This window comes from Rhodococcus aetherivorans (genome assembly GCF_025722975.1).
GTDB lineage: Bacteria > Actinomycetota > Actinomycetes > Mycobacteriales > Mycobacteriaceae > Rhodococcus > Rhodococcus aetherivorans.
This window is the reverse complement of record NZ_CP106982.1, coordinates 5,157,549-5,183,591: the sequence shown is the minus strand read 5'-3', so window position 1 is coordinate 5,183,591 and position 26,043 is coordinate 5,157,549. Positions and strand designations below refer to the sequence as shown.

Genomic DNA, 26,043 nt, shown 5'->3' with positions numbered 1-26,043 from the left:
ACGGCGCAGACAAAGCCGAGTCACGAGCAGCGGGTGAACGCCGGGTGAATGGACGGGCTCGAGGTGCTGCTCAGGCGCAGGAATCGTCGCCCGCGTTGGTGATCGACAGGTCGACCGGCAGCTCGTTCTCCTCGGCGGCCTGGATCGGCACCGTCGGCAGGACCGAACCCACCTCGGTCGGAGCCGCGATGCTGCCGACGAACCCGGTGCCGAGGACGAGTTCCACGATGCCGCCGAGGTCCTGGGACTCCTGCAGCACGGCCCCCGGAACTGCGGAGGCCAGCGTCAACGCCTCGGCCTCCTGCCCGGGCGAGAAGCGGACGACGGTCTCCTTGCTCGTCCCGGAGTAGTTGCCGACGCTGTAGATCGGGAAACCGTAGGCGCCGAGTTCTTCCGCGGTCCGGGCCGCGAGGCCGGATTCGCCGGAGGCGTTGGACACCTGCACCGACACCGTCGAGGGGTCCACCGCGGTCTGTGCAGGCAGCGGGGCTGCCGGCGGCGCTGACGATTCCGGCTCGGGAACATCGCGTTTCTCGCCGGGGAGCGGTTCGTCGTCGATGATCGCGTTGAAGATCGCCTTGATGTCGTCGAGACGCGGAATCTCGTTGCCCCACTCGTTGGTTCCGGCCGTCGGCACGGTGAGGAAGGTGACGGCGCCGGCTTCGACCCGCTGCAGCGAGCGGCCGAGCCGGACGAGGGACTCGGTGTCGACGTTCTCGACGAACGTGGCGCGGGTGAACGCGTTGATGAACCCGTTCAGCTTGCCGGGGTCGAACAGGACCTTGTTCGACATGGCCGAGCGCAGCAGTGACGACAGGAACTTCTGCTGCCGGGTGATACGCCCGTAGTCGCCGTTGCCCTCCGACTCGACCTTGCGGGCCCGCACGTAGTCCAGGGCCCGGCGGCCGTCGAGGGTGTGGGTGCCCGCCGTCTCGATGATGGTGCCGAGTTCCCCGTCGACCAGGGGGGTGGGTGTGCACACCTCGACGCCGCCGACCTCGTTGACCATGCTCTCGAAGCCCGCGAAGTCGATTCCGACGAAATGCCCGATCTTCAGGCCGGACAGCTTCTGGATCACCTTCACCAGGCACTTGGGCCCGCCCAGCGCGTAGGTGGCATTGAGCTTGTCGCCCTCGGCTGCGGGGAACGTCTCCGACGTGTACTCGCCGGTGGTGCTGTCCCAGCCGCGGCACACGGGCCGCGTCACGTCCAGGTCGCGCGGAAAGGAGACGGCGACGACGCGACTGCGGTCGGCGGGGATGTTGACGAGGATGACGGTGTCGGCGCGTGCGCCCTCGGCGTCGGCGACGGTGCCGGCGCCGACCGCGCCGCTCGCCCCGGCGCGGGTGTCGGTGCCGATGATCAGGTAGGTCTCGTCGCCGGTCTGCCCGCCGGGGTCGACGATGTCGGTGGATTCGGTGTCCAGCGCCGCGATCTGGGCGAATCCGGCCTCGGTGGAACGCACGTAGCCCCACACCAGGCCGCTGCCGACGAGGGTCAGCACGGACAGCAGCGCCAGAACGGTGCGGCCCACGGTCGCGAGGCGCCGGCGTTTGCGGCGCTTGTTCAGAGCCAGCCTGCTCAGGCCGTCGCCCCCGACGGCCTGGGGCAGCGCGGGCGGCTGGTCGGGGTCGTCGCTCCGCCGTCCGGCACGGTCGTCGCGCGGGGGTGGGGGCGGCGGGCCGGTCGGCGGGGCCGCGGCCACGGGCGGGATCTTCTCGGTGGGGTCGTCGTCGACGGCCGGCGTCCGCCGCGGCCGGCCCGGCTGCGGGCCCGGCACGGCCGGTTCGGGTTCGGGGTGCCGCCCGGGCGGGCTGTCGCGCCCGACCTTGTTCATCAGCGCGGCGACGGTGACCTGATCGGGATTCTCGTCGGGAGCGGCCGAGCGGCGGGGGCGGCCGGTATCGGCGCCCCGGCCCGACGGCGCGGGTCCGGCGTCGGCGGGCGGCGCAAGACCCTCCGGACGTCGTCGCACCCGGCCGGAATGTGAGCTGCGATACCCGGAGTCGGCGATAGGACGTTCCCAGGGAGCGCGACTGTCGGGCAGGCCCGACTCGTGCTCCTCACCCACCGATTCCCTCGCCTCTCCGCGGATGTTCCGCTCTCGTACGCATCCGCCACCACGGCGATTCCGTCATGATACTGGCGGCCTCGATCCGGATCGAGGCGTCCGCCGAGCACCGGTCCGGTTCGTCCGGCCCGCACGGCGGACCCTGCGGTCAGCCGCCCGAGTGCATGACGTCGGCGCCCGCCGGCACCATGCAGTCCTCCGGGTCGTCGAGCCAGCCGTCCGGCAGTGCGACGGTACCGGGGGAGCCCTGGCGACCGCGCGGGCCCTCCGCGTCCTTCGGGAAGGGCACGGTCGGATCGAGCCGGCCGAGCAGGTCGTCCAGCTCGGCGAGACCGGACACGCGCGCCAGGGCGTTGCGCACGTCGGATCCGGCCGGGAAGCCGCGCAGGTACCAGGCGATGTGCTTGCGAATCTCACGCATGCCGCGGTCCTCGCCGTGGTGGTCGGCGAGGAGTTCGGCGTGCCGGCGCATGATGGCCGCCACCTCGCCCAGGTTCGGCGGGGTGGGCATGGGGGTGCCGTTCAGTGCGGCGCTGAGTTCGGCGAACAGCCAGGGCCGGCCGAGGCATCCGCGTCCGACGACGACGCCGTCGCAGCCGGTCTGCTCTATCATCTTCTGGGCGTCCTCGGCGGCGAAGATGTCGCCGTTGCCCAGCACCGGCACGTCGGTGACGTGCTCCTTGAGGCGGGCGATCTCGTTCCAGTCGGCCTCACCCGAGTAACGCTGCGCGGCCGTGCGGGCGTGTAGCGCGACGGCGGCGGCGCCCTCGGCCGCCGCGATCCGGCCCGCGTCGAGGTGAGTGTGATGATCGGCGTCGATGCCGATGCGGAACTTCACGGTCACCGGGATGTCGGTGCCCTCGGTGGCGCGGACGGCGGCCGCGACGATGTTGCCGAACAGCCGCCGCTTGTACGGCAGCGCCGAGCCGCCGCCCTTGCGGGTGACCTTCGGCACGGGGCAGCCGAAGTTCATGTCGATGTGGTCGGCGAGGTTCTCGTCGACGATCATCTTCGCGGCCTGGTACGTGACGTCCGGGTCGACGGTGTACAGCTGCAACGATCGCGGCGTCTCGGTGGGACCGAACGTCGTCATGTGCATCGTGACGGGGTGGCGTTCCACGAGTGCCCGGGCGGTGACCATCTCGCACACGTACAGCCCCGACGTGCTCCCCGACCGCTCGAGTTCGAGTTCGCGGCACAGGGTGCGAAAGGCGACATTGGTGATTCCCGCCATCGGCGCGAGTACGACCGGGCTGTTCAACTCGAGCGAGCCGATGCGAAGGGGTGACATGAAAAAACCTCGAAGACGGCGTGAAGAAGAAGTGCGTGCAACTGTGCCCGGCACCGAATCCGGTACCGGGCACAGGATAGCTGTTCGGGGCCGCTGCTCCCGAATCACGGAACGGCCTGGATCAGGACGCGGCCTCGTTGCGCTCGCGGCGGGCGGCCTCGCGGGCGAGGGACCGATCGCGCATCTCCTCGAACTTCACCGCCTGCTTCTCGAGATCCTCGAGGAAGGTGCCGAGCTCGTCGAGGATGCGGGCGCCCTCGGCACCGAAGTCCTCACGCTCGAAGATGCGCCACTTGCGGAGCACCGGCATGACCACCTCGTCGAGGTGCTGACGCAGGTCGTAGATGCCGTGCTTGGCCATCAGCACGCCGTTGCGGCGGAAGTTGGGCATACCGGCGCCGGGCATCTGGAAGTTCTTCAGCACGTCTGTGATCGCCGCGAGGGTCTGGTCCGGGGCGACGTCGAGGGCCGCTTCGCAGATGTTGCGGTAGAAGATCATGTGCAGGTTCTCGTCGGCGGCGATGCGCTGGAGCATCTTGTCGGCGATCGAGTCGTGGCACGCCCGGCCGGTGTTGCGGTGCGAGACGCGGGTGGCCAGCTCCTGGAAGGTGACGTACGACACCGAGTGCAGCATCCCGACCTCGTTGGGCGAGGCGAACCCGTTGGTCATGTGCTCCATGCGGGCGTTCTCGAGGGCGACGGGGTCGACACCGCGGGTGACGACGAGGTAGTCGCGCATCACGATGCCGTGGCGGTTCTCCTCGGCGGTCCAGCGGCCCACCCAGGTGCCCCAGGCGCCGTCGCGCGAGAAGCTCTCGGCGATCTCGCGGTGGTAGGACGGCAGGTTGTCCTCGGTGAGGAGATTGGTGATCATCGCGGCCTTGGCGACCTCGTCGAGCTTCGACTGCTCGGGCTCCCAGTCCACGCCACCCATGGCGGCGAAGTTGCGCCCCTCGTCCCAGGGCACGTAGTCGTGGGGGTGCCAGTCCTTGGCCATCGAAAGGTGGCGGTTGACGTTCGCCTCGGCGACGGGCTCCAGCTCGCGCAGAAGCTCCAGCTGAGTCAGAACTCGCGTCATTCCGTTTACCTCTCCATAACTGTGCGTGTCACGTACGAATTACAGCCTACGGCACCGTAGGTTCGGCACCCGTTTGTCTGTTACCTGTTCCAAGTTCGGCCGACCGGGGCCTACCCGCCGATGGGATCACTCACAGACGGCGACGTCGTTATCATACCGGGGCGCGAACGGCGTCCCGGGGCGACGCGCGGGGGCAATCCATATCCCGCCGTGACCTCAGCGCTTGCCGGCGCCGAGGAGTCCGCCGAGCAGCTCGCCCAGGCCAACCCCGTTGCCGCCGAGAACGCTGCCGAGCACTCCGTCGAGACCGCCGCCGCTTCCGGTGCCGTTCGTCGCGCTGCGCAGGAGCCCGCCCAGCAGCTCGCCCAGGCCGCCCTGGCCGCCGGAACTTCTGCCGACCTGCTCGGCCAGGTACGTCAGCACGATCGGGGCGAGGATGGGCAGCAGCCGTGCGACGAGGTCGTTGCCGCCCGCGCCGTCGGCTCGGCCCAGCGTCTGCACGACCCGGTCCTTGTGGTCGCCGAACACGTTCGCCACGATCCGGTCGCCGTCCGCGGTGTCCACGTCGGTCACGTCCACTCCACCGTCGAGCAGGGCCGGGTTCCGGTGCTGGTCGAGCGCGGACAGCAGGGACGAGGCGCCGTCCGGATGCCGTGTGTTCGCCTCGAGGCCGCCGACCAGCGTGGGCAGGGCGGCCCGCACCGCCGTCGCCGCCGTCTGCTCGTCCACGTCGAGCCGGCGGGCGATCTGGTCGACCGGAATCCGCGAGAGGAGATCGTCGAGGGAAGGCATGGGAACCGAGGGTAGCCACCGTGGTCGCCCGCTCCGGGATCCCGCGTCGGCGTTTCGGCTACGCGGACGCCCGCCGCCCCGCGATCACCGCGCACAGCAGGGCGACCCCCAACCCGCTGAGCAGTAGCACGAACCCCGTCTGGTTGGTCAGCGCGGTAGCGTGGTTGACCTGCACGTAGTCGCCGAACCGCTGATAGACCCGCACCGCGAAGGCGCCGGTCGCGACGAGGCCGATCACCACCCCGGCCCAGCCGGCCACCGCCGAGTCGAACAGGGCGGCCAGGAGCAGCAGCACGGCGGCGAGCACGAGCGGCGCCGCCAGTGTCTGATGGACGGGCAGGTCGGCTGCGCCGAGGGCGGAGACGTCGCCGGCCGCGATCCCGTCGCGCAACTCGGTCAGCGGGACGTCGGTCGGCCGGGTCCCGGCCAGCACCGGGAGAAACGAGCCGATCCCCAGGGCGACGGCAGACAGGAACAGACCCAGGTCCACGAAGCTGCGCACGCCACTCCCATCGATCGTCGGATCGGTTTTGTGAGCGACCACACCCTAACCGCAATTCGGGTGCGGCAGCAGCGCGGAACCGACGATTCGGTCGCCGTGTCGGGCTTGCGGGTACGTAATCTGAGGGGAGCGGCACACCCGGACCCGGAAGGGGAACAACGCAATGGTGGGCAACGAGACGGTGCAGCGGTCGGGGCTTCCGCCGTGGGCCAAGAAGGCCCTGTGGAGCGTCGGGGCCCTGCTCGCGCTGGTGGTCGCGTACTTCGTGCTGGCGGCATTCGTCCCCCGGTGGTGGGCGCAGCGTATCGCCGGGCTGGCCGATGCCGGCTTCGCCCGCGGGATAGCCTGGGGCCTGCTGTTCGGCCTCGTGTGCACGTTCGTGCCGTTGGCCCTGTTCGCCGCCGCATGGCGGATCAGGACGTGGCGCCGGCACCGCGTCCTGCAGGTGGTGTTCGCCGCCGCCGCCGTGGTGGTGGCGATCCCCAACCTGATGACGTTGAGCATCGTGCTGGGCAACGGGAACGCGGCCCATGCGGGGGAGCGGATCCTCGACGTCGACGCCCCCGGCTTCCGGGGCGCGACGCTCGTCGGTGCCGTAGTCGGCGTGATCGTGTTCCTGGTGTTCGCGGCCCTGAGTTACACGTACCGCAAACGCGGTCGCGACCTCGAGCGGGAGCGTGACGAGCGGGGCCGGCAGGAGCCGGAGCTACGAAGCGACCGGCCGGGCAAGGTGGCCGGCGCTCCGGAGTAACGGGCGACGACGAGCCGCCTCGTGCCGGGGCGCTCCCGTCCTTCCGGACGGACGAGGGTGTGGTGCCCCCACCAGGGCTCGAACCTGGGACCTGCGGATTAAAAGTCCGTAGCTCTACCAACTGAGCTATAGGGGCGTGGGCGCACAGTCTAGCTGCATCGCGCCGGACAACAGTATCGGACGCGCGGGCCGTTCGAAGGCTCGGGTGCGCACCCCCTGCGGCGCACCCGAGCCGCGCAAAAGCATACCACTTGGTGTGTTCTCTGCGAAGGCCGGAAAACGCCTGGTTGCGGGCGTGGGGGCCGGACGGCGGCTACAGTGGCGTCCGGGGGGGACTGCCGGTCACGTACGGAGGCACGAACCCCCCATGTCACGTCAGCAAGAGCGGGCGCGGCGCACACGCGCGGCGATCGTCGAATCCGCGGCGATCGAATTCGCCCGGCGCGGATACGGCGCCGCCTCGGTCAACGCGATTCTCGAGCACTCCGGGGCCACCAAGGGTGCGATGTACTTCCACTTCGATTCGAAGGAAGCGCTCGCCCGGGCGGTGCTCGCGGAGGGCCTCGAGCGCTACCGGGTGATCGCCGACCGGTGGCTGGACGCGCCGGGGCTCGATCCGTTCGAGCGGCTGTACGGCCTCGTCGGAGATCTCGCCGATGCCCTGCACGGCGACGTCATCATCCAGGCGGAGTTCAAGCTCGTGACCGAGCCCGAGTTCGACGCGGAGGCCAAACTGCGCGGCAGCTCGGTGTGGGGGAAGGCCGGTCACCGGCTCGCCGTCGAGGCGCAGGAAGCGGGGCTGTTCCGTGCCGGGGTCGACCTCGAACGGTTCCTGGGTGTGCTCAGTGCGTGCCTGGCCGGGCAGCGCTACTTCCACGACCTCACCGCGGAGGACGTCGACGTCCGGGCCCGGTTCGCGGAATGCCTGGACGTCTGCCTCGAGGCGACGGCTGCGCCGCAGTGGCTCGAGCGGCGGCGTGGTGCGCCGGAGTTGCGCCTCGAAGGCGAACAACCGGCGTGACCTGCTGATTTGTGAATCCGGAAACCCGTGTCCTAAGCTATCCAAGCTCCCAACGGAACGCGAACCCGTTGAGGGTGCGGGTCGGAGTAATCCGGCGGGCCCCCTTCGTCTAGCGGCCTAGGACGCCGCCCTTTCAAGGCGGTAGCGCGGGTTCGAATCCCGTAGGGGGTACGCTTGCGGAAGCAGTATCACCGCATGCAGTACGGTTTGACCACAAGTGAAGAGCATGGCCCTGTGGCGCAGTTGGTTAGCGCGCCGCCCTGTCACGGCGGAGGTCGCGGGTTCGAGTCCCGTCAGGGTCGCAGAGTTGGCAATTGGCATTCGGTTCGGGTGCCGTCCGGCCAGGTAGCTCAGTTGGTACGAGCGTCCGCCTGAAAAGCGGAAGGTCGCCGGTTCGATCCCGGCCCTGGCCACCACACAATTTCATACGGTAGACCCACCGCTCGGCGGTGGGTTTTCTGTGGAAACCCCTTCGGGGGTGCACACGGCCCTGTGGCGCAGTTGGTTAGCGCGCCGCCCTGTCACGGCGGAGGTCGCGGGTTCGAGTCCCGTCAGGGTCGCTTCACGGCGAAGGCCCGGTCCCGAAACGGACCGGGCCTTCGCCGTCCCGACCGGTTCAGCCGCGGGCCCGGAGTTCCCGGCGAAGAAGCTTGCCGGACACGGTCTTCGGGATCTCGTCGATGATCTCCACCAGCCGCGGGTACTTGTACGCCGCCATTCTCTCCCTGGCGAAGGCGATCAGTTCCTCCGCGGTGACCGAATGCCCCGGACGGAGGCTGACGAACGCCTTGACCGTCTCGCCGCGGTAGCTGTCCACCACCCCCACCACCGCGGCCTCGCGCACCGCTTCGTGCTCGTAGAGCACGTCCTCGACCTCTCTCGGCCAGACCTTGTACCCACCGGCGTTGATCTGGTCCTTCTTGCGGTCGACGATGTAGAACCAGCCGTCGGCGTCCATGTACCCGACGTCCCCGGTGTGGAGGGCACCCCCGGGCAGTGCGGTCGCGGTCTCCTCAGGCTTGTTCCAGTAGCCGGCGACCACCTGCGGGCCCGACGTGACGAGCTCGCCCACCGCACCGACGGGAAGGTCGTTGCCGTCCTCGTCGACGATCCGCACGACGGTGTCGAAGGTCGGGACTCCGACCGACAGGGCGCCGGACGCCTCGTCCACCGGAGCCCGGGTGCCGAACGGAACCGCATGCGAGGGGGAGGTGGTTTCGGTGAGGCCGTAGATGTTGTGGATGTACGTCCCGGAGAATCTCTCGAACGCCGCGACGGTGCTCGGTGGTATCGGCGCTCCGCCGGAGAAGATCTTGGTCAGCGTCTTCAGCGACTCCCCGCGGGCGCCGGGGGCGTTCATCAGCGCGATGAACACGGTGATCGAGCCGACCGTGAACGTCGCCCGCTCCACCGCCACCGTTTCGAGGGTCACGCCGGGGTCGAGCCGGTACATCAACACCAGCGGCGCACCTGTCAGCAGGGCGACAGCGATGTGCCCGACGAGCCCGGTGATGTGGAACAGCGGGGCGATTCCCAGCACGACGTCGTCCGCGCCGAGTCCCACCCATTCCCGGTAGGTGCGGGCGTTGAACACCACGTTGCGGTGAGTGGTCATCGCGCCCTTCGGTGGCCCGGTCGTACCGGACGTGTAGGTGAGGAACGCGATGTCGTCCGGGCCGAGAGTGTGCACGGGGACGGGCCGTCCCCGGAACTCGGCCAGGAGGGTCTGCAGGTCGAGGGTGTCGGGCAGATCGAGGCGTTCGATGCCGGAGAAGATCCGCTCGTCTCCGCGGGTCTGGTATTCGAGTTCGGACGTGGTGATCACGATCCGGACGGCGGTGCCGGCGACGACGTGCTGTGCGACGTCCCGGTACAGCCCCTGGAGTGCGACGAGCACGGTAGCCCCCGAGTCCAGGAGGATTTCGCCGAGCTCGCGTTCCTTGTTCATGGGGTTGACGGAGACCGGGATGCCGCCGGCCTTCCAGACACCGAGCTGCGCCACGACGAACTGCGGGACGTTCTGCAGGAACAGCGCCGCCCGCTCACCCGGGCGGAAGCCGTGGGCCGTCAGTGCGGCCGCGAACGCGTCGGACTGCTCGTCGAGTTCGCGGCGGGTCAGGCGCCCGTCGAAGTAGCGGATGATGTCCGCGTCCGGATCGTGAGCGACGGTGGCGCGGAACATCTCCAGCGCGTCGGTGTACTCCGGCTCGATGCGGATCGGCAGGCCGGGCGCGTAGCGCGCGAGCCAAGGCTTGCTGTCGTAGACGCCCGTGCGTGCGTCGCGGGGTCCGGCTGCGCTCATCGGATGACGACCGGATTGACCGGAGCGCCCGTGCCGCCCACGACCTTCAGTGGTGCCGCGGTGTACAGGAAGGTCCAGCGGTTGTCGGCGGCGCACGCGTCGGCGAGGTCCTCGAGCCAGGCGATCTCGGTGAGGGCCACACCGAGATTGCGCATGAGCGCGCAGTGCAGGGGCAGCGCCACGCCACTGGCCGGGTCGGTGGTCACCTCGTTGGCGATGGTGTCCGTGACCAGGTTGGGGATCTCCCGGTTCCGGAACCATTCGACCAGTTCGCGGCTGTAGGTCAGGCCGGGTTCGCAGAAGTCGGTGTAGAACTCGGTGGTGTCGTCGAGGCTGTACCAGTACTTCAGCCAGCCGGTCCGGATCACGAGGATGTCGTGCGGTTCGATGGTCACGCCCTGGGCGGCGGCGGCCGCCTCGAGGTCGTTGTGGTCGAAGGTCTCGCCGGCGCCGAGCCAGTCCTTGCCCCGGTGGCGCGCCATATCGATCAGGATCCCCCGGCCCACAACGCCCTTCTCGGCGATCGGCAGCACCGAGGCCTTGTCCATGCTGCCGACGGTGCTGCGCGCGTCGTATCCGTTCCAGAGTTTGCCGTCGTACCAGACGTGGCCGAGGGCGTCGTACTGGGTGGAGCCCTGCAGGAAGAGGGTGGCTGTGTCGTCGGCGTAGTGCAGTCCGCCGGGGAACTGCGGAGCGTCCTCGCCGTCCCACGACGATTCGTCGAGGGTGTTGCGGCGATCGATGCCGCTGCGGCTGGGCCACAGGGGATCGCCGGGGGCCTCCTTGCGGCCCATGTGGATCTGCAGGGTGAACACGTCGCCGGACTTGACCTCGCCGATTCCGCCGAGAACCTCCTTGGTGCCGAGGAAGTTCAGAGCTCCGAGCTCATCGTCGGCGCCCCAGCGTCCCCAGTTGCTGGGGGCGTCGTCGCCGAGCAGTTCGCGCATGGACGGGGCGTCGGACATACCGTCTCCTTTTCGGGTCGAGGTGCACTCGTCGCTCACCGAGCGTTCGTACGGTAAGCGTGCGCTTATGGTGTAGGTCACATCGCCGGGTGTCAACCCGCGGAGGACGAGGGCGCGCCGCCCGCTCGCAATGCGCACCGCAGGCCCGGTCCGGTGTCGTCCCGGCGGGTCTTCGACGGCGGAACGGCTCGCCACCCTGTACGTTCAGTTTGCACTGGACCTGGTGCGGTTCCGGCGCTGATCCGCAGGGCTGCGCCGGGTTGCACGTCGGACGAGAACATGTTCTAGAGTGAGTTCGATCTTCTGGACGGACCCGCTCCGGCGACACGACGAACGAGGTGATCTGTGCGAATAGCTCTGCTGTCGTACCGCAGCAAGCCGCACTGCGGTGGTCAGGGCGTGTACGTTCGACACCTCAGCCGCGAGCTCGCGGCGCTCGGCCACGACGTCGAGGTGTTCTCCGGCCAGCCGTACCCCGAGCTGGACGACGGGGTGACCCTGGTGAAGGTGCCCAGTCTCGACCTCTACCGCGAGGACGATCCGTTCCGCTTTCCGCACCCGCGCGAGATTCGCGACGCGATCGACCTCCTGGAGCTGGGCACGATGTGGACGGCGGGTTTTCCGGAGCCGCTGACCTTCAGCCTGCGCGCCGCCAGGCTGCTGCGGGCCCGGGCCGCCGAGTTCGACGTCGTGCACGACAATCAGTGCCTCGGCTACGGCCTGCTCCGCATCGCGGACGCGGGCCTGCCACTGGTCGCGACGATCCACCACCCGATCACCCGCGACCGGGAACTGGACCTCGCGAGCGCGCCGACGTTGCGCCGCAAGCTCACCCTGCGCCGTTGGTACGGGTTCCTGCGCATGCAGGCCCGGGTGGCGCGGCGCATCCCCACCCTGCTCACCGTCTCGAAGTCCTCCGAGGACGACATCCGTACCGCCTTCGAGATCCCCGAGGGGCGGCTGCGCACGATCCCGCTGGGCGTCGACACCGAGGTCTTCGCCCCGCCGACGGCCGAGCGCGTGCCCGGCCGCATCGTGTGCGTGGCCAGCGCGGACGCGCCGCTCAAGGGCGTCGCCAACCTGCTCGAGGCGGTGGCGAAGCTGCGCACCGAACGGCGGGTCGAGCTGGTGCTCGTCACCCGGCTCGCGCCCGGCGGGGTCACCGAGAAGCTGATCGAGCAACTGGCCATCGGCGACGCGGTGCGCACCGTCTCCGGGATCGACGACCGCGAGCTGGCCGAGCTGCTCGGTTCGGCGCAGGTGGCTGTGGTCCCGTCGCTCTACGAGGGGTTCTCGCTGCCCGCGGTCGAGGCGATGGCCTGCGCCACCCCCTTGGTCGCGAGCCGCGCCGGCGCGATCCCCGAGGTGGTCGGCGACGCGGGCATCCTCGTGCCTCCGGGGGACAGCGAACAGCTGGCCGCGGCGCTGGCGCGGGTTCTCGACGATCCCGCCGAGCAGATCCGCCTCGGGTCGGTGGCACGGGCACGCGTGCTCGAGCGATTCAGCTGGGCGGCCGTGGCCGCCCGGACCGTCCGGGCCTACCAGGACACCGTGGCGGCGCAGGCAGGAAGGACGAACACCTGATGCTGACAGTCGATTTCGACCGGCTCGGGGTCAAGCCCGGCGACCGTGCCATCGACATCGGGGCGGGCGCGGGCCGGCACTCGTTCGAGCTCTACCGTCGGGGCGCCGACGTGGTGGCGTTCGACCGCAGCGCGGAGGACATGAAGGCCGTCGGCGACATGTTCGCGGCGATGGAGCTCGAGGGCCAGGTTCCCGAGGGTGCCCTAGCCCGGGCCGAGGTGGGCGATGCCCTCGCCCTGCCCTACGACGACGAGACCTTCGACGTCGTGCTGATCTCCGAGGTGCTCGAGCACGTGCCCGAGGACGACCGTGCCATCGCCGAATTCGTGCGTGTGCTCAAGCCGGGCGGCGTCGCGGCCGTCACCGTGCCGCGGTGGCTGCCGGAGAAGATCTGCTGGGCGCTGTCCGACGCGTATCACGAGGTCGAGGGCGGGCACGTGCGGATCTACAAGGCCGACGAGCTCGCGGCCGAGCTGACCTCGGCAGGCCTGACGGTGCGCGGCCGGGAGCACGCGCACGCCCTGCACTCGCCGTACTGGTGGCTCAAATGCGCTGTGGGCGTCGACAACGACGACAACCCCCTGACGAAGGCGTATCACCGGCTCCTCGTGTGGGACCTGATGCAGGGGCCGTGGCTGACGCGCACCGCCGAGTCGTTGCTGAACCCGGTGCTCGGCAAGAGCGTCGTGTTCTACCTCGAGAAGCCGACGGTTCCCGTTGCCGGCCGCTGACTTCCGCCCCGGCGGGGCACGGCCGGCGGTTCCGGCCGTGCCGGGAGTGCTGTCCGAGGAACAGTGCCTGCACACCGCCCGCGCGATCGCCGACATGCAGGAGTCCTCCGGAGCGATCCCGTGGTTCCCCGGTGGTCACACCGATCCGTGGGACCACATCGAGTCCGCGATGGCTCTCACCGCCGCGGGGTTGCTCGAAGAGGCGGAGGCGGCCTTCGACTGGTCCCGTCGCACCCAGCGGCCGGACGGCTCGTGGCCCATGCAGTTCCGCGAGGACGCCGTCGAAAACCACGACGCCGACTCGAACTTCACCGCATACATCGCGGTGGGGGTGTGGCACCACTACCTCGTCACAGGCGACGTCGACCACGTGGAACGGCTGTGGCCGACGGTGCGGACGGCCCTCGACCATGTGCTCGAGTTGCAGGCGCCCGGCGGTGAGATCTACTGGGCACGAGGAGAACACGGCGCGGCCGACGAGGCCCTGCTGACGGGGTGCTCGAGCATCCACCACAGCCTGCAGTGCGGCCTGCGCCTCTCGGAGGTGGTCGGCGATCCCCACCCGGACTGGGAGGTCGCGTGGTATCGGCTCGGGCACGTGCTGCGCCGGCACCCGGAGGCGTTCGCGCCCAAACCGGAGTACTCGATGGACTGGTACTACCCGATCCTCGGCGGCGCGGTGCGCGGTGCGCCGGCCCGGCAACGGATCCGGGAACGCTGGGACGATTTCGTGGTCGGAGGTCTCGGAATCCGCTGCGTCGACCATCGGCCGTGGGTGACGGGGGCCGAGACCTGCGAACTCGTGCTCGCATTGGACGCGATCGGTGAGGCCACGACGGCCCGGGAACTGCTCGCGGCCATGCAGCATCTGCGCGATCCGGACGGGTCGTACTGGACCGGAATGGTTTTCACGGACGGTAAGCGCTGGCCCGTGGAGAAGAGCTCCTGGACCAGTGCCGCCGTGATCCTTGCCGCCGACGCGCTCTCACGCAGCACCGCGGGCAACGGTGTGTTCCGCGATGCCGCCGCACCCTCCGGATGGGTCGCGACCGAGAACTGCCACGAGGACTGCCGGGTGACGGTTTGAGCCGTCAGCCCGGCAGCACTCCGACGGTGCCACCGGTGCGTTCGAGCACCCGCAGCGACCCGGTCACCGACACCTCGGCGAACTCGCCGCTGCCGAGCGCGCGCAGGTAGACCTCGTACGGGGGTCGTCCGCCGTCCTTCGGGTCGGGGAACACGTCGTGGATGATCAGGGCCCCGCCGACACGCACCCAGGGAGCCCAGCCCGCGTAGTCCGCCTGCGCCGCCTCGCTGCTGTGACCGCCGTCGACGAACACGAACGCCGCCGGGGTCCGCCAGAACGCCGCGACCTGGCACGACCGCCCCAGCACCGCGACGACGTGGGATTCGAGGTCCGCGTCGGCGAGGGTGTGGCGGAACCGGCCCACCGTGTCGAGCCGGCCGGTGTGCGCGTCGACGAGGGCCGGATCGTGGTACTCCCACCCGGGCTGGTGCTCCTCGGACCCGTGATGATGGTCGATCGTGACGATCGTGCCGCCGGTGGCCTTCGCGGCGGCACCGAGATAGACGGTCGAGCGCCCGCAGTAGGTGCCGACCTCGACACCGACACCGTCACCGAGGTAGCGCACCGCGGCGTCGTGCAGGGCCGTGCCCTCGTCGATCGGCATGAAACCCGGTGTCGCCTCGGCGAGTTCGATCATCTCCCGGGGTAGGGTGGTACGGGTCATGACGGCGGTCTCCGTTCGCTGCGGTCCGGTGGCGGGTGCTGAAGCGGCGTGTACTGACGAGCACATTACCCATCGCCGGTTCCGGTGCGGTACCCCGCGCACGGTGGGCGCCGGTCACGCGCCGTAACCGCCGTCGACGTCGAGTGTCTGCCCGGACACGAAATCCGCGCGGTCCGAGGCGAGGAACGCGACCGCCTCGGCGATGTCCTCGGCGTCGCCGAAGCGGCGCAGCGGAATGTTGTTCCGCGCGAACGACAGTGCGTGCTCGTCGAGATCGCCGGACCCGATCAGCCGGGCGGCCGTGCCGTCGGTGAGCATGCCCGGCCCCACCGCGTTCACGCGCACACCGAACCGTCCCTCCTCGGCCGCCAGGCCCCGCACGAGGGCCTCGATCGCACCCTTGGGTCCGGCCGACAGACCGTCCCGGACGGGGAACCGGCGGGTCGCGGCGGTGGTCACGGCGACGATGCTGCCCCGCGACTCCCGTAGCCGGGGCAGGGCGGGACGGACGAGGTTGAAGAACGCGCCCGCGTCGCCCACGAGCTGGTCGCGGAACTGCGCGGGCGTGACCCGGCTCAGGTGCAGCATCGGTACGTGCGGCCCCGCCGCGTAGACGAGAGTGTGCAGCGCACCGAAGGATTCGATCACCGCGTCCACGCCGCCGGCGGCCGCGGCACTGTCGCCCAGGTCCACCTGCAGCGACAGCACCTTCGCGCCGAGCGCGGACAGTTCGGTCGTCAGGGCTGCGGCGGCCGCCCCGCTGCGGCGGAACATGAACGCGACGTCGCTGCCGCGCTCGGCCAGCACCCGGCACACCGCTCGGCCGATCCCGCCGGTGCCGCCGGCCACGAGGGCCGCGCCCGGCCGGTCCGCGAAGTCCTGCACTCGTCACTCCCTGTGTTCTCGTGCCGCACGGTGAGCCGGTGGCAGGCTCACTTCGCCGCCTTGCGGCGCTCGGCGAGCACGCCGCCGATCATCGAGTCGAGCTTGGTGCCGAGCGGCCACCCCACGTAGTGGCACAGGAACAGGGCGATCTCCTTCAGCTGCTGTTCGTCGAGTTCCTCGTTGTGGAGGGCGGCGCCGACCTGGATCTCGGCCACGTCGATCAGTCCCTGTGCGGTGAGCGCACCGAGCAGCAGCAGCCGCCGGTCGCGGATACTGAGCCCGGGCCGGAACCAGATGTCGGCGAACAGGTGGTCCGCGGTGACGGCGAAGTGGTCGCCGGGCCCGTCCTGCATCTCCCAGCCGTACACCTTCGACATCATGTCCAGGCCGCGGCGGCGGCGATCGTCGGTCATATGCGTTCCTCCTGTCGGTTCCGGCTCTCGACGTCTCCGGTGCCGACGCCGAGTCCGGGTCCCAGACCGGTCAGTGCCCGCGTGGCCAGGGGCAGGTCGACGCCGAGACGGGCGCCGAGGCCGAGGGCCAGCGACAGGTCCTTCTCGCCCAGGGCGCGGACGTGGTCGAGGATCGGGAACCAGAAGTCGTCCGGCGGGATCGGTGCGGTGGTGTCCCGGAGCATGATCGCCCCGGCGCCACCGGTGATCGCGTCGGTGTGGCGGACCACCTTCCCGAGCGCGGTGATGTCCAGCCCGGCCGCCTCGGCGAGGCGCTGCGCCTCCGCGGCCGCGGTGAACGACACGAAGTGCAGTAGATTCCGGGCCAGCTTCATCCGGGTGCCCGCGCCGACCGGACCGGCGTGCACGACGAGGTCGGCGAACCGCGAGAACGGCTCGCGTACCGCGTCGAACGCCGCGTCGGAGGCGCCGACCATCACCGCGAGCCGGCCCTGCTCGGCGCCGGGGGCCCCGCCGCTGACAGGCGCGTCGACCAGTTCGACGCCGCGGTCGGCGCATTCGGCGGCGAGCTCGACGGCGGTGGTGTCGGCGATGGTCGAGTGGACCGCGATCACCGTGCCGGGCCGGGCCGTGTCGAGCAGCCCGGCGACGACGGTGCGGACCTGCGCGTCGTCGACCACGGTGACGCAGACGACGTCGCAGTCGCGCGCCAGGTCGGCGGGGTCGCCGGCGACCCGGGCGCCGGCCGCGGTGAACGGCTCGACGGCCTCGGGCCGGGCGTCGAGGACGGTGAGCCCACCCGGCCGGTCCAGCAGCCGCTTCGCCATCGGCGCGCCCATGTTGCCGAGGCCGATGTAGCCGAGCCTGGTCACGAGCGGATCACCTGGCCGCCGTCGACGTTGAAGATCTGCCCGGTGATCCAGTTCGCCTCGTCGGAGAGCAGGAACAGGCACATTCCCACCAGGTCCCCGGGCGTACCGATCCGCTTCAGCGGCAGTGTGGAGACCATGTCCGCCACCATGTTTCCCGGCGTGACGGTGCGGGTGGCCTCGGTGTCGATCGGACCCGGGGCGATCGCGTTGATGCGGATGTTCGAGCCGCCGAGTTCGACGGCCAGCTGCTGGGTCAGGCCGTTGACACCGACCTTGGCCAGGCCGTAGAAGCCGGAGTACACCCACGCGGCGGTCGACGACTGGTTGACGACGGAACCGCCGCGGTCCGTCATGTGCGGCCACGCCGCGCGGGTGATGTTGAGCGCGCCGTCCATGTTCACGCTCATGAACTTCTTGTAGTAGTCCCACGGGACGGTGAGCAGCAGGTCGAGCTTCATGCCCCCGTAGATGGCGGCGTTGTTGACGACGTGGTCGATGCTGCCGAACGTCTCGACCGTGAAGGCGGCGAGCTCGGTGGCCGAGTCGGGATCGGAGACGTCGACGGTCTTGAAGACGGCGATGCCGCCGTCGGCGACGATCTGCTCGGCGACCTGCTCGCCGCGTTCGGTGTCGATGTCCGCGACGACGACGGAGGCGCCCTCGGCGGCAAGGGCTCTGGCGTACGCCTCGCCGATTCCCTGCGCCGATCCGGTGACGATCGCGGTGCGGTCGGCGAAACGCGTTGTGCTGCGGGTCATGTTCGTCAGCCTCTCTGCTTCGTCGCCGGTTCGGCGACGAGCTTGGTCTCCAGGTATTCCTCGAATCCGGCCACACCCATCTCGCGGCCGATTCCTGACTGCTTGTAGCCGCCGAAGGGAGCGTCGGCGGCGTACCAGATGCCTCCGTTGACGCCCAAGGTGCCGGTGCGGACCCCCTCGACGACCCGGCGGACCCGGTCCTCGTCGGTGCCCCAGACGGCCCCGGACAGGCCGTAGGGGGAGTCGTTGGCGATGCGGATCGCCTCGTCGTCGCCGTCGTAGGGGAGGATCACGAGGACCGGCCCGAAGATCTCCTCCCGGGCGACGCGAGCGGTGTTGTCGACCCCGGCGATCAGCGTCGGTTCGAGGAAGAAGCCACGCCGGTGCTCGGCGGGACGGCCGCCGCCGACGACGATCGTCCCGCCCTCCTCGACGGCGAGCCGCAGGTAGCCCTCGACCCGTGCGCGCTGGTGCTCGGAGATCAGCGGACCGCACACCGTGCCGGGCTCGTTCGGGTCGCCGGGCCGGATGCCGCGCAGGGCGTCGGCGGTGACGCGGACCGCCTCGTCGTAGCGGTTCCGGGGGACGAGCAGACGGGTCGTGATGGCGCAGCCCTGCCCGGCGTGGGTACACACGGTGAAGGCGGCCATCGAGCATGCGGCTCCGAGGTCGGCGTCGTCGAGCACGATGAACGCCGACTTTCCGCCGAGTTCGAGGAACACCTTCTTCAGCGTCTCCGAGGCGGCGCGCATCACCGACCGGCCGGTGGCGGTGGAGCCGGTGAACGACACGAGGTCCACCCGCGGGTCGGTGGCGAGCAGGGCGCCGACGGCATGGTCGCTCGAGGTCACGATGTTCACGACGCCCGGCGGGATGTCGGTTTCCTCGGCGAGGATCCGGCCCACGACCGCGGCGCACCACGGGGTGTCGGGCGCGGGCTTGAGCACCACCGTATTGCCGGCGGCGAGCGCGGGACCCAGCTTGGCGAAGTTGATCTGGTGCGGGAAGTTCCACGGTGTGATCGCCCCGACGACACCGACCGCCTCGCGGAGCACGTAGCGGTGGGTGGGGATGCCCATCGGCGCGGCATTGCCGAGATCCTGTTGCCACGGGTAGTTCTCGGCCAGGTCGGCGAAGTACCCGAGATCGTCGACGGGGCCCTCGAGATGGGCGGCGGAGGTGAGGAACCGGGGTGCGCCGACCTCGGCGATGGTGATCGCCCGCAGTTCCTCTATGTGGCCGCGCAGCGCATCGCGGAGCTGACGCAGGCAGCGGGCGCGGAAGGCGTGCTCGCGGGACCAGCCGGTGGTGTCGAAGGCGCGACGGGCCGCCTCGATCGCGGCGTCCATGTCGGCGGCGGTGCCGTCGGCGGCGGTGCCGAGCACCTCCGCGGTGGCCGGGTTCACGACCTCGAACGTGCCGCCGGAGCCGGGAACCAGCTTGCCGTCGACGAGCAGAGCCGAGCTGTCGCCGGGAATCAGGGACATCGGACGTTTCCGTTCTGGAGATTGGAAAGTGTCAGGTGTAGTAGGAGATTCGGATGCGCACATGGCGGGGACCGGTCGGTACGCGATGCTGACGCCTTCGCTGCGTGCCTCGGGTGCCCCTTGTCTGGACAGTTGTCTGGACTATAGTTCGGACAAGTGCGTGACGCAATGCCCCGCGTCGCCCGGCGAAGCGGCACGCGTGCGGTGGGGCCGGACGATGGGCCTGGGCACGAGTCGGCGCACGGCACGACGGTCGGTCCCCGGCGTGGGTACGCCGCGGCCCCGAGCCTCGGCGGCTCCTCCGGGGCCGGCTCCCCACGGGGTCGAGTGATCGGCCCGGAGCGGGCGGGGAACGCCCGATCGCGCGGCGTCGATGGGGAGTGGTGGTCCCGCGGGGTCTACGGGCGGGCGAGTAGCGACGGCACGACGAACGCGTACAGCTTCGCCCGCAACCGGTCGAGCGAGCCCGCACTGGCGCCGAGCGCACTGATGTAGTTCATCTCGATCTCCGACAGCCATTCGTAGAGCAGGTCCAGATCGACATCGGCGCGAAGCTCTCCGGACTCCCGGGCCTCGAGCAGAATCGGCTCCCACAGTTCGCGGGTGAGTTGGACGGCACGGCCCGAGGTCGCGAGCAGGGTTGTGGCGAGTGTTGCCTCGGCGGGGGAAACGAGGAGATGGATCATCGGGTCGCGGAGGCCTCGGCGGATATTGGCGCACAGGCCCTCGACGATCCGTTCGCCGAATGTCGGGTACTTCCGGATGCGCACTCGCCACGGCTCCATGTTCATCCGTGCGCGGCGGACGATCGACGCCACAATGAGCGATTCGCGGTCCGAGAAGTAGCGGTAGACGGTCGCCCGGGACATGTTTGCGGCTCGCGCGACGTCGGCCATCGTGGTCTTCGTGATACCGAACTGTTCGAAGCATGATTCGGCGGCGACAAGGATCGCTGCGCCGACGTCCGTGGTCTCGGTGTCCGTCTTGTGTGCCACGCATGCACCATACCGCCGGGTAATCTGGATAAGACACTAGACGCCACATGTCTCATGTGCCACGCTGGGGTCATGCAGCGTGAAGACAAGATCGACCTCACTCGGCGCCTGATCGCGCACGTCGACAACAACAGCACCGACTACGCGGACGAGATGCTTCGTGTTCCGTTCTCCGTGTTCAACGACCCCGAACTGGCGAGCCTCGAACGTGACGCCGTGCGCCGATTTCCGCACATCGTGGCGCACATCGACGAGCTGAAGAAGACCGGCGACTTCGTCACCACCGAGCTCATCGGCACGCCGCTGCTGGTGATCAGGCAGTCCGACGGCAGCGTCAAGGCGTTCTCCAACGTGTGCCGGCACCGAGGTTCCAAGGTCGAATTCGAGGAATCGGGATGCAAGCGCCTCTTCAGTTGCCCCTACCACAACTGGGCGTACGGCCGTGACGGTGCGCTGCGGGGAATGCCTCACGCCGAAGGGTTCGACGGCCTGGATCGATCGCAGTACGGGCTGGTCGAGTTCCCGTGCGAGGTGCGGCACGGGCTCGTCTGGGTCGTGCCGACGGTCGGTGCCGAACTGGACATCGCGAGGGTGCTCGGTGAGAAGCACGACGCCGAGGTCGCCGACACCGGTATTGCCACGTCGTTCCAGGTCCGCAAGGAGACCTGGAAGCTCGACATGAACTGGAAGATCGCGGTCGACGGCGTGCAGGACTCCTACCATCTGTGCCAGCTGCACACCAAGACCGTGTGCAACTTCCTCGAGGGCAACATCACGGCCTTCGATCTCGTCGACAGGTCGTGGCGAATCGTTGTGGCGCGCAAGGCGATCACGGAGGTTCGCGATGCGGATCCGGATTCCTTCGATGTCCGCGACTACTCGCTCGCGAACTACACGATCTATCCCGGCACGATGCTGGTCACCGAGCCGAATCACTTCGAGGTCTGGACCATCGTCCCCGACGTCGACGATCCCAACGTCTCGTACTGCACCATCCGGTTGCTGTCTCCGGCCGAACCCACGACTCCCCGGGAGAAGCGGGTACTCGAGAAGAACTGGGAACTCCTGATGGAGACTCTCCACGCGGAGGACTGGTTCGTCACGAAGACGATCACCGACAACGTCGCGCACGGCCAGGTGGACGAACTCGTCTACGGACGGAACGAACTGCCTGGGCAGGTCTTCCACAAGATGATCTCGGGCGATGCCGCTGCGATCGCGGAGGAGCGGCGGAAGAAGGCCGGCGTGACGACATGACCTCGCGTGAGTTGCTCGAATCGTCTCCCGCACCGGGTGTACTGCAACTGACGTTGAATCGTCCGGAGGTACACAACGCGATCTCGCTGTCGCTGCAACGGGCACTCGACGAGACGCTGACCCGTGCAGCGTGCGACGACGCCGTCCGGGTCGTGGTGGTCGCCGGGTCCGGTGAGCGCGCCTTCTCGGCAGGGTACGACCTGCAGGAACTCGCGGCACTGTCGTCGGACGCGAACCTGGAGGCGATGCTCGAGCGCGAGGAACTGCTCTGGCGGTATCTCGAATTCGCCAAGCCCACGATCGCGGCAGTTCAGGGCGTGTCGTACGGCGCCGGGACACTGCTCGCTGTCTGCTCCGACCTACGGGTCGGCGGATCGTCGACACAATTCACCGTGACTGCGGCGAAGTACGGTGGTGCGAACCTGACCTGGGTGCTCGACACCTTGATCGGGGCCGGACAGACGCGAGATCTGCTCATGACCTCGCGTGCCGTCGCCGGCGACGAGGCATATCGGATGGGCCTGCTCACCCGATACGCAGGTGACGGTGACGTTCTCGGGACCGCGCTGGAGGCCGCGGCGCAGATCGCAGCGCAACCACCCGAGGCGGTCCGGGAGATCAAATCGCTTCTGCTCGCCGGGCATGGTAAGGATCTGCGCAGCCGCTACGACCGCGAGAACGCGGTCGCACGCACCACGCTGCGCCCTCGCCCCATCGGCGACATGTTCACGGAATTCTTCGGTGCCCGTGCGGGAACCGACTGAAAGGGGCATCATGGACGTCTCGCTACGCCCGAACGCACCGATCGATATCTGGAATCCGGACTGGAACGATCCGTTCGATCCGACCGTCGAGGCCGGCGACGAGTTCGCCGAGCTGGTCGCCGCAGTCCGTGCGGTACAGGAGGCTTTCACGCGGTCGCGTCCCGACCCTGCCGCCGCGGCGGGTATCGCCGGGACACTGCGTTCTGTTGCACAGCGATTGGAAGAACTCGAGGTAGGCGAGGACGATCAGATCGCGGGACATCGCTGGGATCTGGCCGGTCGGGGACAGGCCCTGGCGCCGCCGCTGCACATCGACGCGGTGACGGAAACGACCGCTCGTGGGCGGGTCACGGTCGGGCGCTTCCATGCCGGTCGTTACGCGATGAACGGTGGTGTCACACCGCTGATCTTCGACGAGATCATGGCCCGGCTGGCCAATGATTCCGGACGTCCCTGGGCGCGTACGGCTTATCTGAATGTGAACTTCCGGGCGCCTGCCCCACTCGACGTCGAACTCCGTGTGGAGGCGGAGTACCTGCGACAGGACGGACGCAAGCGGTTCATGCGCGGAACCATGTACCACGGCGAGGTGCTCGTCGCCGATGCGGACGGACTCTGGGTGGAACTGAAACCCGAACAGACGCTCAATATTTCCGAAGGAGGAGACGTATGAGTGGTTACTCGTTGCTCGAGGGCATGCGCATCCTCGAGGTCGCACAACTGGCGCCCGCATCGGTCGGTGGGCACCTTGCCGACCTGGGTGCCGAAGTCATCAAGATCGAATCAGGGCCGCTCGGCGATCCGGTGCGCATCGGCGGCAGCCGCGCGATCGGCGACCAGGACGGTCCGTCGTTCATGCATCTGAGGTGGAACCGGGGTAAGAAGAGCGTTGCACTCGACCTGCGGTCCCCCGAAGGCGCGCAGGCTTTCCTCGATCTCGCCCGGACGTGTGACGCGGTCGTCGAGGGCATGCGCAGCGGTTACCTCGACTGGCTCGGTGTCGGCTACGACCAGCTGCGAGAGGTCAATCCGAAGATCGTCTTCTGCACGGTCTCGGGTATGGGATCCGATGGGCCCTACAGCCGGCTCGGGACCGGGGGTCCTGTGTTCGATGCGTACGCGGGGCTGCGCGACGTGCGCACACCGGAGGAACCGCCGACCGACGGGATCGCGGGGTCCACGACTGCGCCGATCGCGATGTACGCGCTGGGTGCCTACGGCGCGATGGGCCTGCTCGCAGCGGTGCATCGTGCCGATCGCACCGGTCGCGGCTGCAAGCTCGAGGTGGCGGGCATCGACGTGGCCGCGTCGTGGATGCCGGACCTGGTCGATGCCGAACTCAACAAGGATCGATCCATCCATCGCCCCACGTGGCTGCCGGACGGACGGCTGCCCGATTGGCCGCGACTCGAGGCGTACCGCACGAAGGACGACGAGGCCGTGCTGTTCGGCTCGCACGTCGACAAGTTCTGGCGCAACTTCTGCATGGCCGTCGACCGGCCGGATCTGCTCGAGATCGATCTGGCAGGTACCGATCCGGAAGCGCCGGCGCGCGCCGACCGTGTATACCGCGAGCTTCGCGAGATCTTCCTGCAGCGCACCCGCGACGAGTGGGTCGCGCTGTTCCTCGCGCACGACATCGCGGGTGGACCGGTGAACAGCGTCCGGGACATGATCGCCGATCCACACTTCGCCGGTCGCGCGAACACGTACCGCGTCGAGTACGAGGGAGTGGGTGAGCTCGAGTTCGTGGTGAGCCCGGTCCGGGTGCAGGATGAGAAGTTCGCGCCGTCGCTACCGCCGGAGCTCGGGGCGGACACAGCGGAAGTCCTCCGAAAAGTGTTAACACGCAGTGTATCCGACCATTCCGACGCGATGGGACCGATCTCGCGCGGGTAGGGGCGGCAAGGTCGGAATCCCCGCAGTCGGGTGTGCGAATTCGATGCCGCATTCTGTTGTGCCAACTATCTACAGATGTTAGATTAACTGCGACCTCGGTGACGGCGATCACACACCGCCTCGGTGGGTGATCCGGCCCGACGGTCGCGCAGCAACTCCAGACGCGCCGCCCGACGGAGGCGCGTCCGAATCGGGTGGACGGGCCCGGCGCGGGCCGCACCCCCACCGCCGTGAGCGAGAGCGGGGTACGCCGCCACGGCGAGCATGAGGAGACGACAATGAATCTGACCGATCTGGTTCGATACTGGGGCAAGACTCGTCCCGCCCAGCAGGCGATCGTGTTCGGCAACACCTCCCAGACGTGGTCCGAGGTGGACGCAGTCACCGACGCGCTGGCCCGTGGCCTCGCCGCCCGGGGCGTTCGTAAGGGTGACCGCGTCGGGGTGATGATGCTCAATCGACCGGAACTGGCGCACGTCATCCTCGCGACACTCAAGCTCGGTGCGATCAGCGTCCCGCTCAACTTCCGACTGCTCGGCAAGGAACTGGCTCCGATGCTCGTGGATTCGGCGCCGCGGGTCGTGATCGTGGAGAACGAGCTGGCTCCGTTGCTCGAGGAGGCAGCGGCCGAAACCGAGTTCGAGATCTTCGCGATCGGGGGAAGCGACCACCGTGCATACGAGACGCTGCTCGACCCCGGAAACGTGCCGGACGTTCACATCGAGGCGTCCGATCCGGCATTCATCTGCTACACCTCGGGCACCACGGGTATACAGAAGGGTGCGCTCGTCACACATCGCAGCGCACTCGCGCCCGGTATCGCGCAGGTGCTCAGCCACGGCATTTCCCGCCGCGACCGCGTGATGTGCTCGGCGCCCCTCGTCTACACCGGCTCGGTCCTGTCGATCTTCATGCAGCTCGTGGTGTTGCCGGGATCGACGATGGTGCTGCTGCGCGAGTTCGATCCGGCGATCGCCCTGGACACGTTCGAGCGTGAGCAGGTCACCGCGACCACAACAGTGCCGGTGATCTGGGAGCGCATGGCCCAGCTCCCGGACTTCGGAACCCGCAAGCTCGCGAAGTTCACGTTCGCCGGCGCCGGTGGCGCACCCGTGAGCCTGGACCTGCTCGACTTCTACAACAGCCGCGGCGTGCCGCTCACCCAGGCATACGGACTGACCGAGGCCTCGGGAATGGTCTCGACGCTGTACTACGAGGACGCTCGTACCCGGCCGGGCTTCGCCGGCCTGGCCCTGGCCGGCACCCAGGTGCGCATCGGCAGCATCGCCGGTGGCTTCGCCGCACCGAACGAGGTCGGCGAGATTCTGGTGCGCGGCGAGCACGTCATGCGGGAGTACTGGAACAAGCCCGAGGCGACGGCGGACACGCTTGTCGACGGCTGGTTGCGCACCGGCGATCTGGGCCTGCAGGACGAAGGCGGCTTCCTCAAGGTCGTCGACCGCCGCAAGGACATGCTCATCTCCGGTGGACTCAACGTATACCCGGCCGAGATCGAGAAGGCGCTGCACGGCATCGACGGCTTGGTCGACCTCGCGGTGATCGGCGTCAAGGACGACCGATGGGGTGAGGTCCCGATGGTGGTGTTCCACAGTCAACGGCCGGCGGACGACATCGTCACCGACATCGCGTGCGTCGCGAGCGGGAACCTGGCCAGATTCAAGCGCCCCGCGGTGGCGCTCGCGCTCGACGAACCGCTGCCGCGCACCTTCTCGGGCAAGCTTGCGAAGGCTGTTCTCCGAGAGCGCTTTCAGACGCCGCCGGCCCATGCGATCCCGGTACCCCGAGAGGCGCAGTCGGCGGATGCCGCGACGTCCCGGTCCTGAGGTTCATTTCCCCTTCTCCGAGAGGACACG

At 69.0% G+C, this 26,043-nt stretch carries 24 protein-coding genes and 5 tRNA genes; 14 read left to right on the top strand and 15 right to left on the bottom strand.

Translation table 11 applies throughout. The features are described 5' to 3' along the window. Window positions 1-70: 70 nt before the first annotated feature. The 5 genes from OCS65_RS23680 to OCS65_RS23660 all read right to left on the bottom strand — a co-directional run bounded on the left by OCS65_RS23680 (window position 71) and on the right by OCS65_RS23660 (window position 5,734). Window positions 71-2,071 (bottom strand): LCP family protein, encoded by a 2,001-nt coding sequence (locus OCS65_RS23680; protein WP_029541514.1) that lies wholly within the window; start codon window positions 2,069-2,071, stop codon window positions 71-73. 148 nt (window positions 2,072-2,219) lie between these two features. Next, window positions 2,220-3,362, bottom strand: a complete 1,143-nt coding sequence (gene dusB / locus OCS65_RS23675; protein ID WP_065922972.1) for a tRNA dihydrouridine synthase DusB — start codon at window positions 3,360-3,362, stop codon at window positions 2,220-2,222. Window positions 3,363-3,483: 121 nt separating this feature from the next. Further along, window positions 3,484-4,440 carry an acyl-ACP desaturase gene (locus OCS65_RS23670; protein ID WP_006936396.1) on the bottom strand — a complete coding sequence of 319 codons (957 nt, stop codon included), beginning with the start codon at window positions 4,438-4,440 and terminating at the stop codon, window positions 3,484-3,486. A 216-nt stretch (window positions 4,441-4,656) separates the two neighbouring features. Further along, entirely contained in the window at window positions 4,657-5,232 is a 576-nt protein-coding gene (locus OCS65_RS23665; RefSeq protein WP_263507804.1) for a DUF937 domain-containing protein, read from the bottom strand. 58 nt (window positions 5,233-5,290) lie between these two features. Next, entirely contained in the window at window positions 5,291-5,734 is a 444-nt protein-coding gene (locus OCS65_RS23660; RefSeq protein WP_072634426.1) for a hypothetical protein, read from the bottom strand. 163 nt (window positions 5,735-5,897) lie between these two features. On the opposite strand from OCS65_RS23660, the gene OCS65_RS23655 reads away from it, so the two are divergent. Next, the gene (locus tag OCS65_RS23655) at window positions 5,898-6,485 is read left to right on the top strand and encodes a hypothetical protein (RefSeq protein ID WP_029541522.1); all 588 of its coding nucleotides are present in this window, start codon (window positions 5,898-5,900) and stop codon (window positions 6,483-6,485) included. A 60-nt stretch (window positions 6,486-6,545) separates the two neighbouring features. Here the strand turns inward: OCS65_RS23655 and OCS65_RS23650 are convergent. Further along, a tRNA-Lys gene (locus OCS65_RS23650) sits at window positions 6,546-6,621 on the bottom strand. A gap of 231 nt (window positions 6,622-6,852) precedes the next feature. Here OCS65_RS23650 and OCS65_RS23645 point away from each other — a divergent pair. The 5 genes from OCS65_RS23645 to OCS65_RS23625 all read left to right on the top strand — a co-directional run bounded on the left by OCS65_RS23645 (window position 6,853) and on the right by OCS65_RS23625 (window position 8,066). Then, on the top strand, window positions 6,853-7,506 hold the full coding sequence (locus OCS65_RS23645) for a TetR/AcrR family transcriptional regulator (protein ID WP_006936388.1): 654 nt from the start codon (window positions 6,853-6,855) through the stop codon (window positions 7,504-7,506). A 98-nt stretch (window positions 7,507-7,604) separates the two neighbouring features. Beyond that, window positions 7,605-7,677: transfer RNA gene (locus tag OCS65_RS23640), tRNA-Glu, on the top strand. A 57-nt stretch (window positions 7,678-7,734) separates the two neighbouring features. Then, window positions 7,735-7,808, top strand: a tRNA-Asp gene (locus OCS65_RS23635). Between the two features lie 37 nt (window positions 7,809-7,845). Beyond that, window positions 7,846-7,922 (top strand) — tRNA-Phe (locus OCS65_RS23630). 70 nt (window positions 7,923-7,992) lie between these two features. After that, a tRNA-Asp gene (locus tag OCS65_RS23625) sits at window positions 7,993-8,066 on the top strand. A gap of 56 nt (window positions 8,067-8,122) precedes the next feature. Here OCS65_RS23625 and OCS65_RS23620 read toward each other — a convergent pair. Next, entirely contained in the window at window positions 8,123-9,808 is a 1,686-nt protein-coding gene (locus OCS65_RS23620) for a class I adenylate-forming enzyme family protein (RefSeq protein WP_263507801.1), read from the bottom strand. Then, window positions 9,805-10,773, bottom strand: coding sequence for a cyclase family protein (locus OCS65_RS23615; protein WP_006936384.1), 969 nt, complete (start codon window positions 10,771-10,773; stop codon window positions 9,805-9,807). The genes OCS65_RS23620 and OCS65_RS23615 overlap by 4 nt, the downstream gene beginning before the upstream one ends. A gap of 345 nt (window positions 10,774-11,118) precedes the next feature. Between OCS65_RS23615 and OCS65_RS23610 the strand changes: the two genes are divergently transcribed. Genes OCS65_RS23610 through OCS65_RS23600 form a run of 3 tightly spaced genes read left to right on the top strand, consistent with a single transcriptional unit; the run spans window position 11,119 to window position 14,175 of the window. Continuing rightward, window positions 11,119-12,357: a glycosyltransferase family 4 protein gene (locus tag OCS65_RS23610; RefSeq protein ID WP_006936381.1), complete on the top strand. Its 1,239-nt coding sequence runs from the start codon at window positions 11,119-11,121 to the stop codon at window positions 12,355-12,357. After that, on the top strand, window positions 12,357-13,088 hold the full coding sequence (locus tag OCS65_RS23605) for a class I SAM-dependent methyltransferase (protein WP_006936380.1): 732 nt from the start codon (window positions 12,357-12,359) through the stop codon (window positions 13,086-13,088). Before OCS65_RS23610 ends, OCS65_RS23605 begins: the two co-directional genes overlap by 1 nt. Beyond that, complete coding sequence (locus OCS65_RS23600; protein WP_037200535.1) at window positions 13,075-14,175, top strand: glucosidase family protein; 1,101 nt, start codon at window positions 13,075-13,077, stop codon at window positions 14,173-14,175. Before OCS65_RS23605 ends, OCS65_RS23600 begins: the two co-directional genes overlap by 14 nt. 4 nt (window positions 14,176-14,179) lie before the next feature. Here OCS65_RS23600 and OCS65_RS23595 read toward each other — a convergent pair whose 3' ends face one another. The 7 genes from OCS65_RS23595 to OCS65_RS23565 all read right to left on the bottom strand — a co-directional run bounded on the left by OCS65_RS23595 (window position 14,180) and on the right by OCS65_RS23565 (window position 20,249). Beyond that, entirely contained in the window at window positions 14,180-14,839 is a 660-nt protein-coding gene (locus OCS65_RS23595; protein ID WP_263507796.1) for a class I SAM-dependent methyltransferase, read from the bottom strand. A gap of 114 nt (window positions 14,840-14,953) precedes the next feature. After that, window positions 14,954-15,724, bottom strand: coding sequence for an SDR family NAD(P)-dependent oxidoreductase (locus OCS65_RS23590; RefSeq protein WP_084648669.1), 771 nt, complete (start codon window positions 15,722-15,724; stop codon window positions 14,954-14,956). Between the two features lie 47 nt (window positions 15,725-15,771). Continuing rightward, window positions 15,772-16,137 (bottom strand): carboxymuconolactone decarboxylase family protein, encoded by a 366-nt coding sequence (locus tag OCS65_RS23585; RefSeq protein WP_251550360.1) that lies wholly within the window; start codon window positions 16,135-16,137, stop codon window positions 15,772-15,774. Beyond that, complete coding sequence (locus tag OCS65_RS23580) at window positions 16,134-17,009, bottom strand: NAD(P)-dependent oxidoreductase (protein ID WP_029541571.1); 876 nt, start codon at window positions 17,007-17,009, stop codon at window positions 16,134-16,136. Before OCS65_RS23580 ends, OCS65_RS23585 begins: the two co-directional genes overlap by 4 nt. Next, entirely contained in the window at window positions 17,006-17,767 is a 762-nt protein-coding gene (locus OCS65_RS23575) for an SDR family oxidoreductase (RefSeq protein WP_029541573.1), read from the bottom strand. Before OCS65_RS23575 ends, OCS65_RS23580 begins: the two co-directional genes overlap by 4 nt. A 5-nt stretch (window positions 17,768-17,772) precedes the next feature. Then, complete coding sequence (locus OCS65_RS23570; RefSeq protein ID WP_029541576.1) at window positions 17,773-19,254, bottom strand: aldehyde dehydrogenase; 1,482 nt, start codon at window positions 19,252-19,254, stop codon at window positions 17,773-17,775. A gap of 398 nt (window positions 19,255-19,652) precedes the next feature. Further along, on the bottom strand, window positions 19,653-20,249 hold the full coding sequence (locus tag OCS65_RS23565; protein ID WP_043799780.1) for a TetR/AcrR family transcriptional regulator: 597 nt from the start codon (window positions 20,247-20,249) through the stop codon (window positions 19,653-19,655). A 72-nt stretch (window positions 20,250-20,321) separates the two neighbouring features. On the opposite strand from OCS65_RS23565, the gene OCS65_RS23560 reads away from it, so the two are divergent. The 5 genes from OCS65_RS23560 (at window position 20,322) to OCS65_RS23540 (ending at window position 26,013) form a co-directional block, all read left to right on the top strand. Further along, on the top strand, window positions 20,322-21,506 hold the full coding sequence (locus OCS65_RS23560) for an aromatic ring-hydroxylating oxygenase subunit alpha (RefSeq protein ID WP_006936358.1): 1,185 nt from the start codon (window positions 20,322-20,324) through the stop codon (window positions 21,504-21,506). Further along, on the top strand, window positions 21,503-22,270 hold the full coding sequence (locus OCS65_RS23555) for an enoyl-CoA hydratase/isomerase family protein (protein ID WP_050034657.1): 768 nt from the start codon (window positions 21,503-21,505) through the stop codon (window positions 22,268-22,270). The genes OCS65_RS23560 and OCS65_RS23555 overlap by 4 nt, the downstream gene beginning before the upstream one ends. Window positions 22,271-22,280: 10 nt before the next feature. Next, window positions 22,281-22,943, top strand: coding sequence for a PaaI family thioesterase (locus OCS65_RS23550; RefSeq protein WP_263507790.1), 663 nt, complete (start codon window positions 22,281-22,283; stop codon window positions 22,941-22,943). Then, complete coding sequence (locus tag OCS65_RS23545) at window positions 22,940-24,169, top strand: CaiB/BaiF CoA transferase family protein (protein ID WP_231771955.1); 1,230 nt, start codon at window positions 22,940-22,942, stop codon at window positions 24,167-24,169. Before OCS65_RS23550 ends, OCS65_RS23545 begins: the two co-directional genes overlap by 4 nt. Before the next feature lie 278 nt (window positions 24,170-24,447). Beyond that, window positions 24,448-26,013 (top strand): class I adenylate-forming enzyme family protein, encoded by a 1,566-nt coding sequence (locus OCS65_RS23540; RefSeq protein WP_006936345.1) that lies wholly within the window; start codon window positions 24,448-24,450, stop codon window positions 26,011-26,013. The last annotated feature ends 30 nt before the right edge of the window (window positions 26,014-26,043 follow it).

Excerpts from the sequence above, each read along its gene's own strand:
- dusB (WP_065922972.1), bottom strand. The coding sequence starts at position 3,362 with ATGTCACCCCTTCGCATCGGCTCGCTCGAGTTGAACAGCCCGGTCGTA.
- OCS65_RS23670 (WP_006936396.1), bottom strand. The coding sequence starts at position 4,440 with ATGACGCGAGTTCTGACTCAGCTGGAGCTTCTGCGCGAGCTGGAGCCC.
- OCS65_RS23665 (WP_263507804.1), bottom strand. The coding sequence starts at position 5,232 with ATGCCTTCCCTCGACGATCTCCTCTCGCGGATTCCGGTCGACCAGATC.
- OCS65_RS23655 (WP_029541522.1), top strand. The coding sequence starts at position 5,898 with ATGGTGGGCAACGAGACGGTGCAGCGGTCGGGGCTTCCGCCGTGGGCC.
- OCS65_RS23645 (WP_006936388.1), top strand. The coding sequence starts at position 6,853 with ATGTCACGTCAGCAAGAGCGGGCGCGGCGCACACGCGCGGCGATCGTC.
- OCS65_RS23620 (WP_263507801.1), bottom strand. The coding sequence starts at position 9,808 with ATGAGCGCAGCCGGACCCCGCGACGCACGCACGGGCGTCTACGACAGC.
- OCS65_RS23615 (WP_006936384.1), bottom strand. The coding sequence starts at position 10,773 with ATGTCCGACGCCCCGTCCATGCGCGAACTGCTCGGCGACGACGCCCCC.
- OCS65_RS23605 (WP_006936380.1), top strand. The coding sequence starts at position 12,357 with ATGCTGACAGTCGATTTCGACCGGCTCGGGGTCAAGCCCGGCGACCGT.
- OCS65_RS23595 (WP_263507796.1), bottom strand. The coding sequence starts at position 14,839 with ATGACCCGTACCACCCTACCCCGGGAGATGATCGAACTCGCCGAGGCG.
- OCS65_RS23585 (WP_251550360.1), bottom strand. The coding sequence starts at position 16,137 with ATGACCGACGATCGCCGCCGCCGCGGCCTGGACATGATGTCGAAGGTG.
- OCS65_RS23575 (WP_029541573.1), bottom strand. The coding sequence starts at position 17,767 with ATGACCCGCAGCACAACGCGTTTCGCCGACCGCACCGCGATCGTCACC.
- OCS65_RS23570 (WP_029541576.1), bottom strand. The coding sequence starts at position 19,254 with ATGTCCCTGATTCCCGGCGACAGCTCGGCTCTGCTCGTCGACGGCAAG.
- OCS65_RS23560 (WP_006936358.1), top strand. The coding sequence starts at position 20,322 with ATGCAGCGTGAAGACAAGATCGACCTCACTCGGCGCCTGATCGCGCAC.
- OCS65_RS23555 (WP_050034657.1), top strand. The coding sequence starts at position 21,503 with ATGACCTCGCGTGAGTTGCTCGAATCGTCTCCCGCACCGGGTGTACTG.
- OCS65_RS23550 (WP_263507790.1), top strand. The coding sequence starts at position 22,281 with ATGGACGTCTCGCTACGCCCGAACGCACCGATCGATATCTGGAATCCG.
- OCS65_RS23545 (WP_231771955.1), top strand. The coding sequence starts at position 22,940 with ATGAGTGGTTACTCGTTGCTCGAGGGCATGCGCATCCTCGAGGTCGCA.
- OCS65_RS23540 (WP_006936345.1), top strand. The coding sequence starts at position 24,448 with ATGAATCTGACCGATCTGGTTCGATACTGGGGCAAGACTCGTCCCGCC.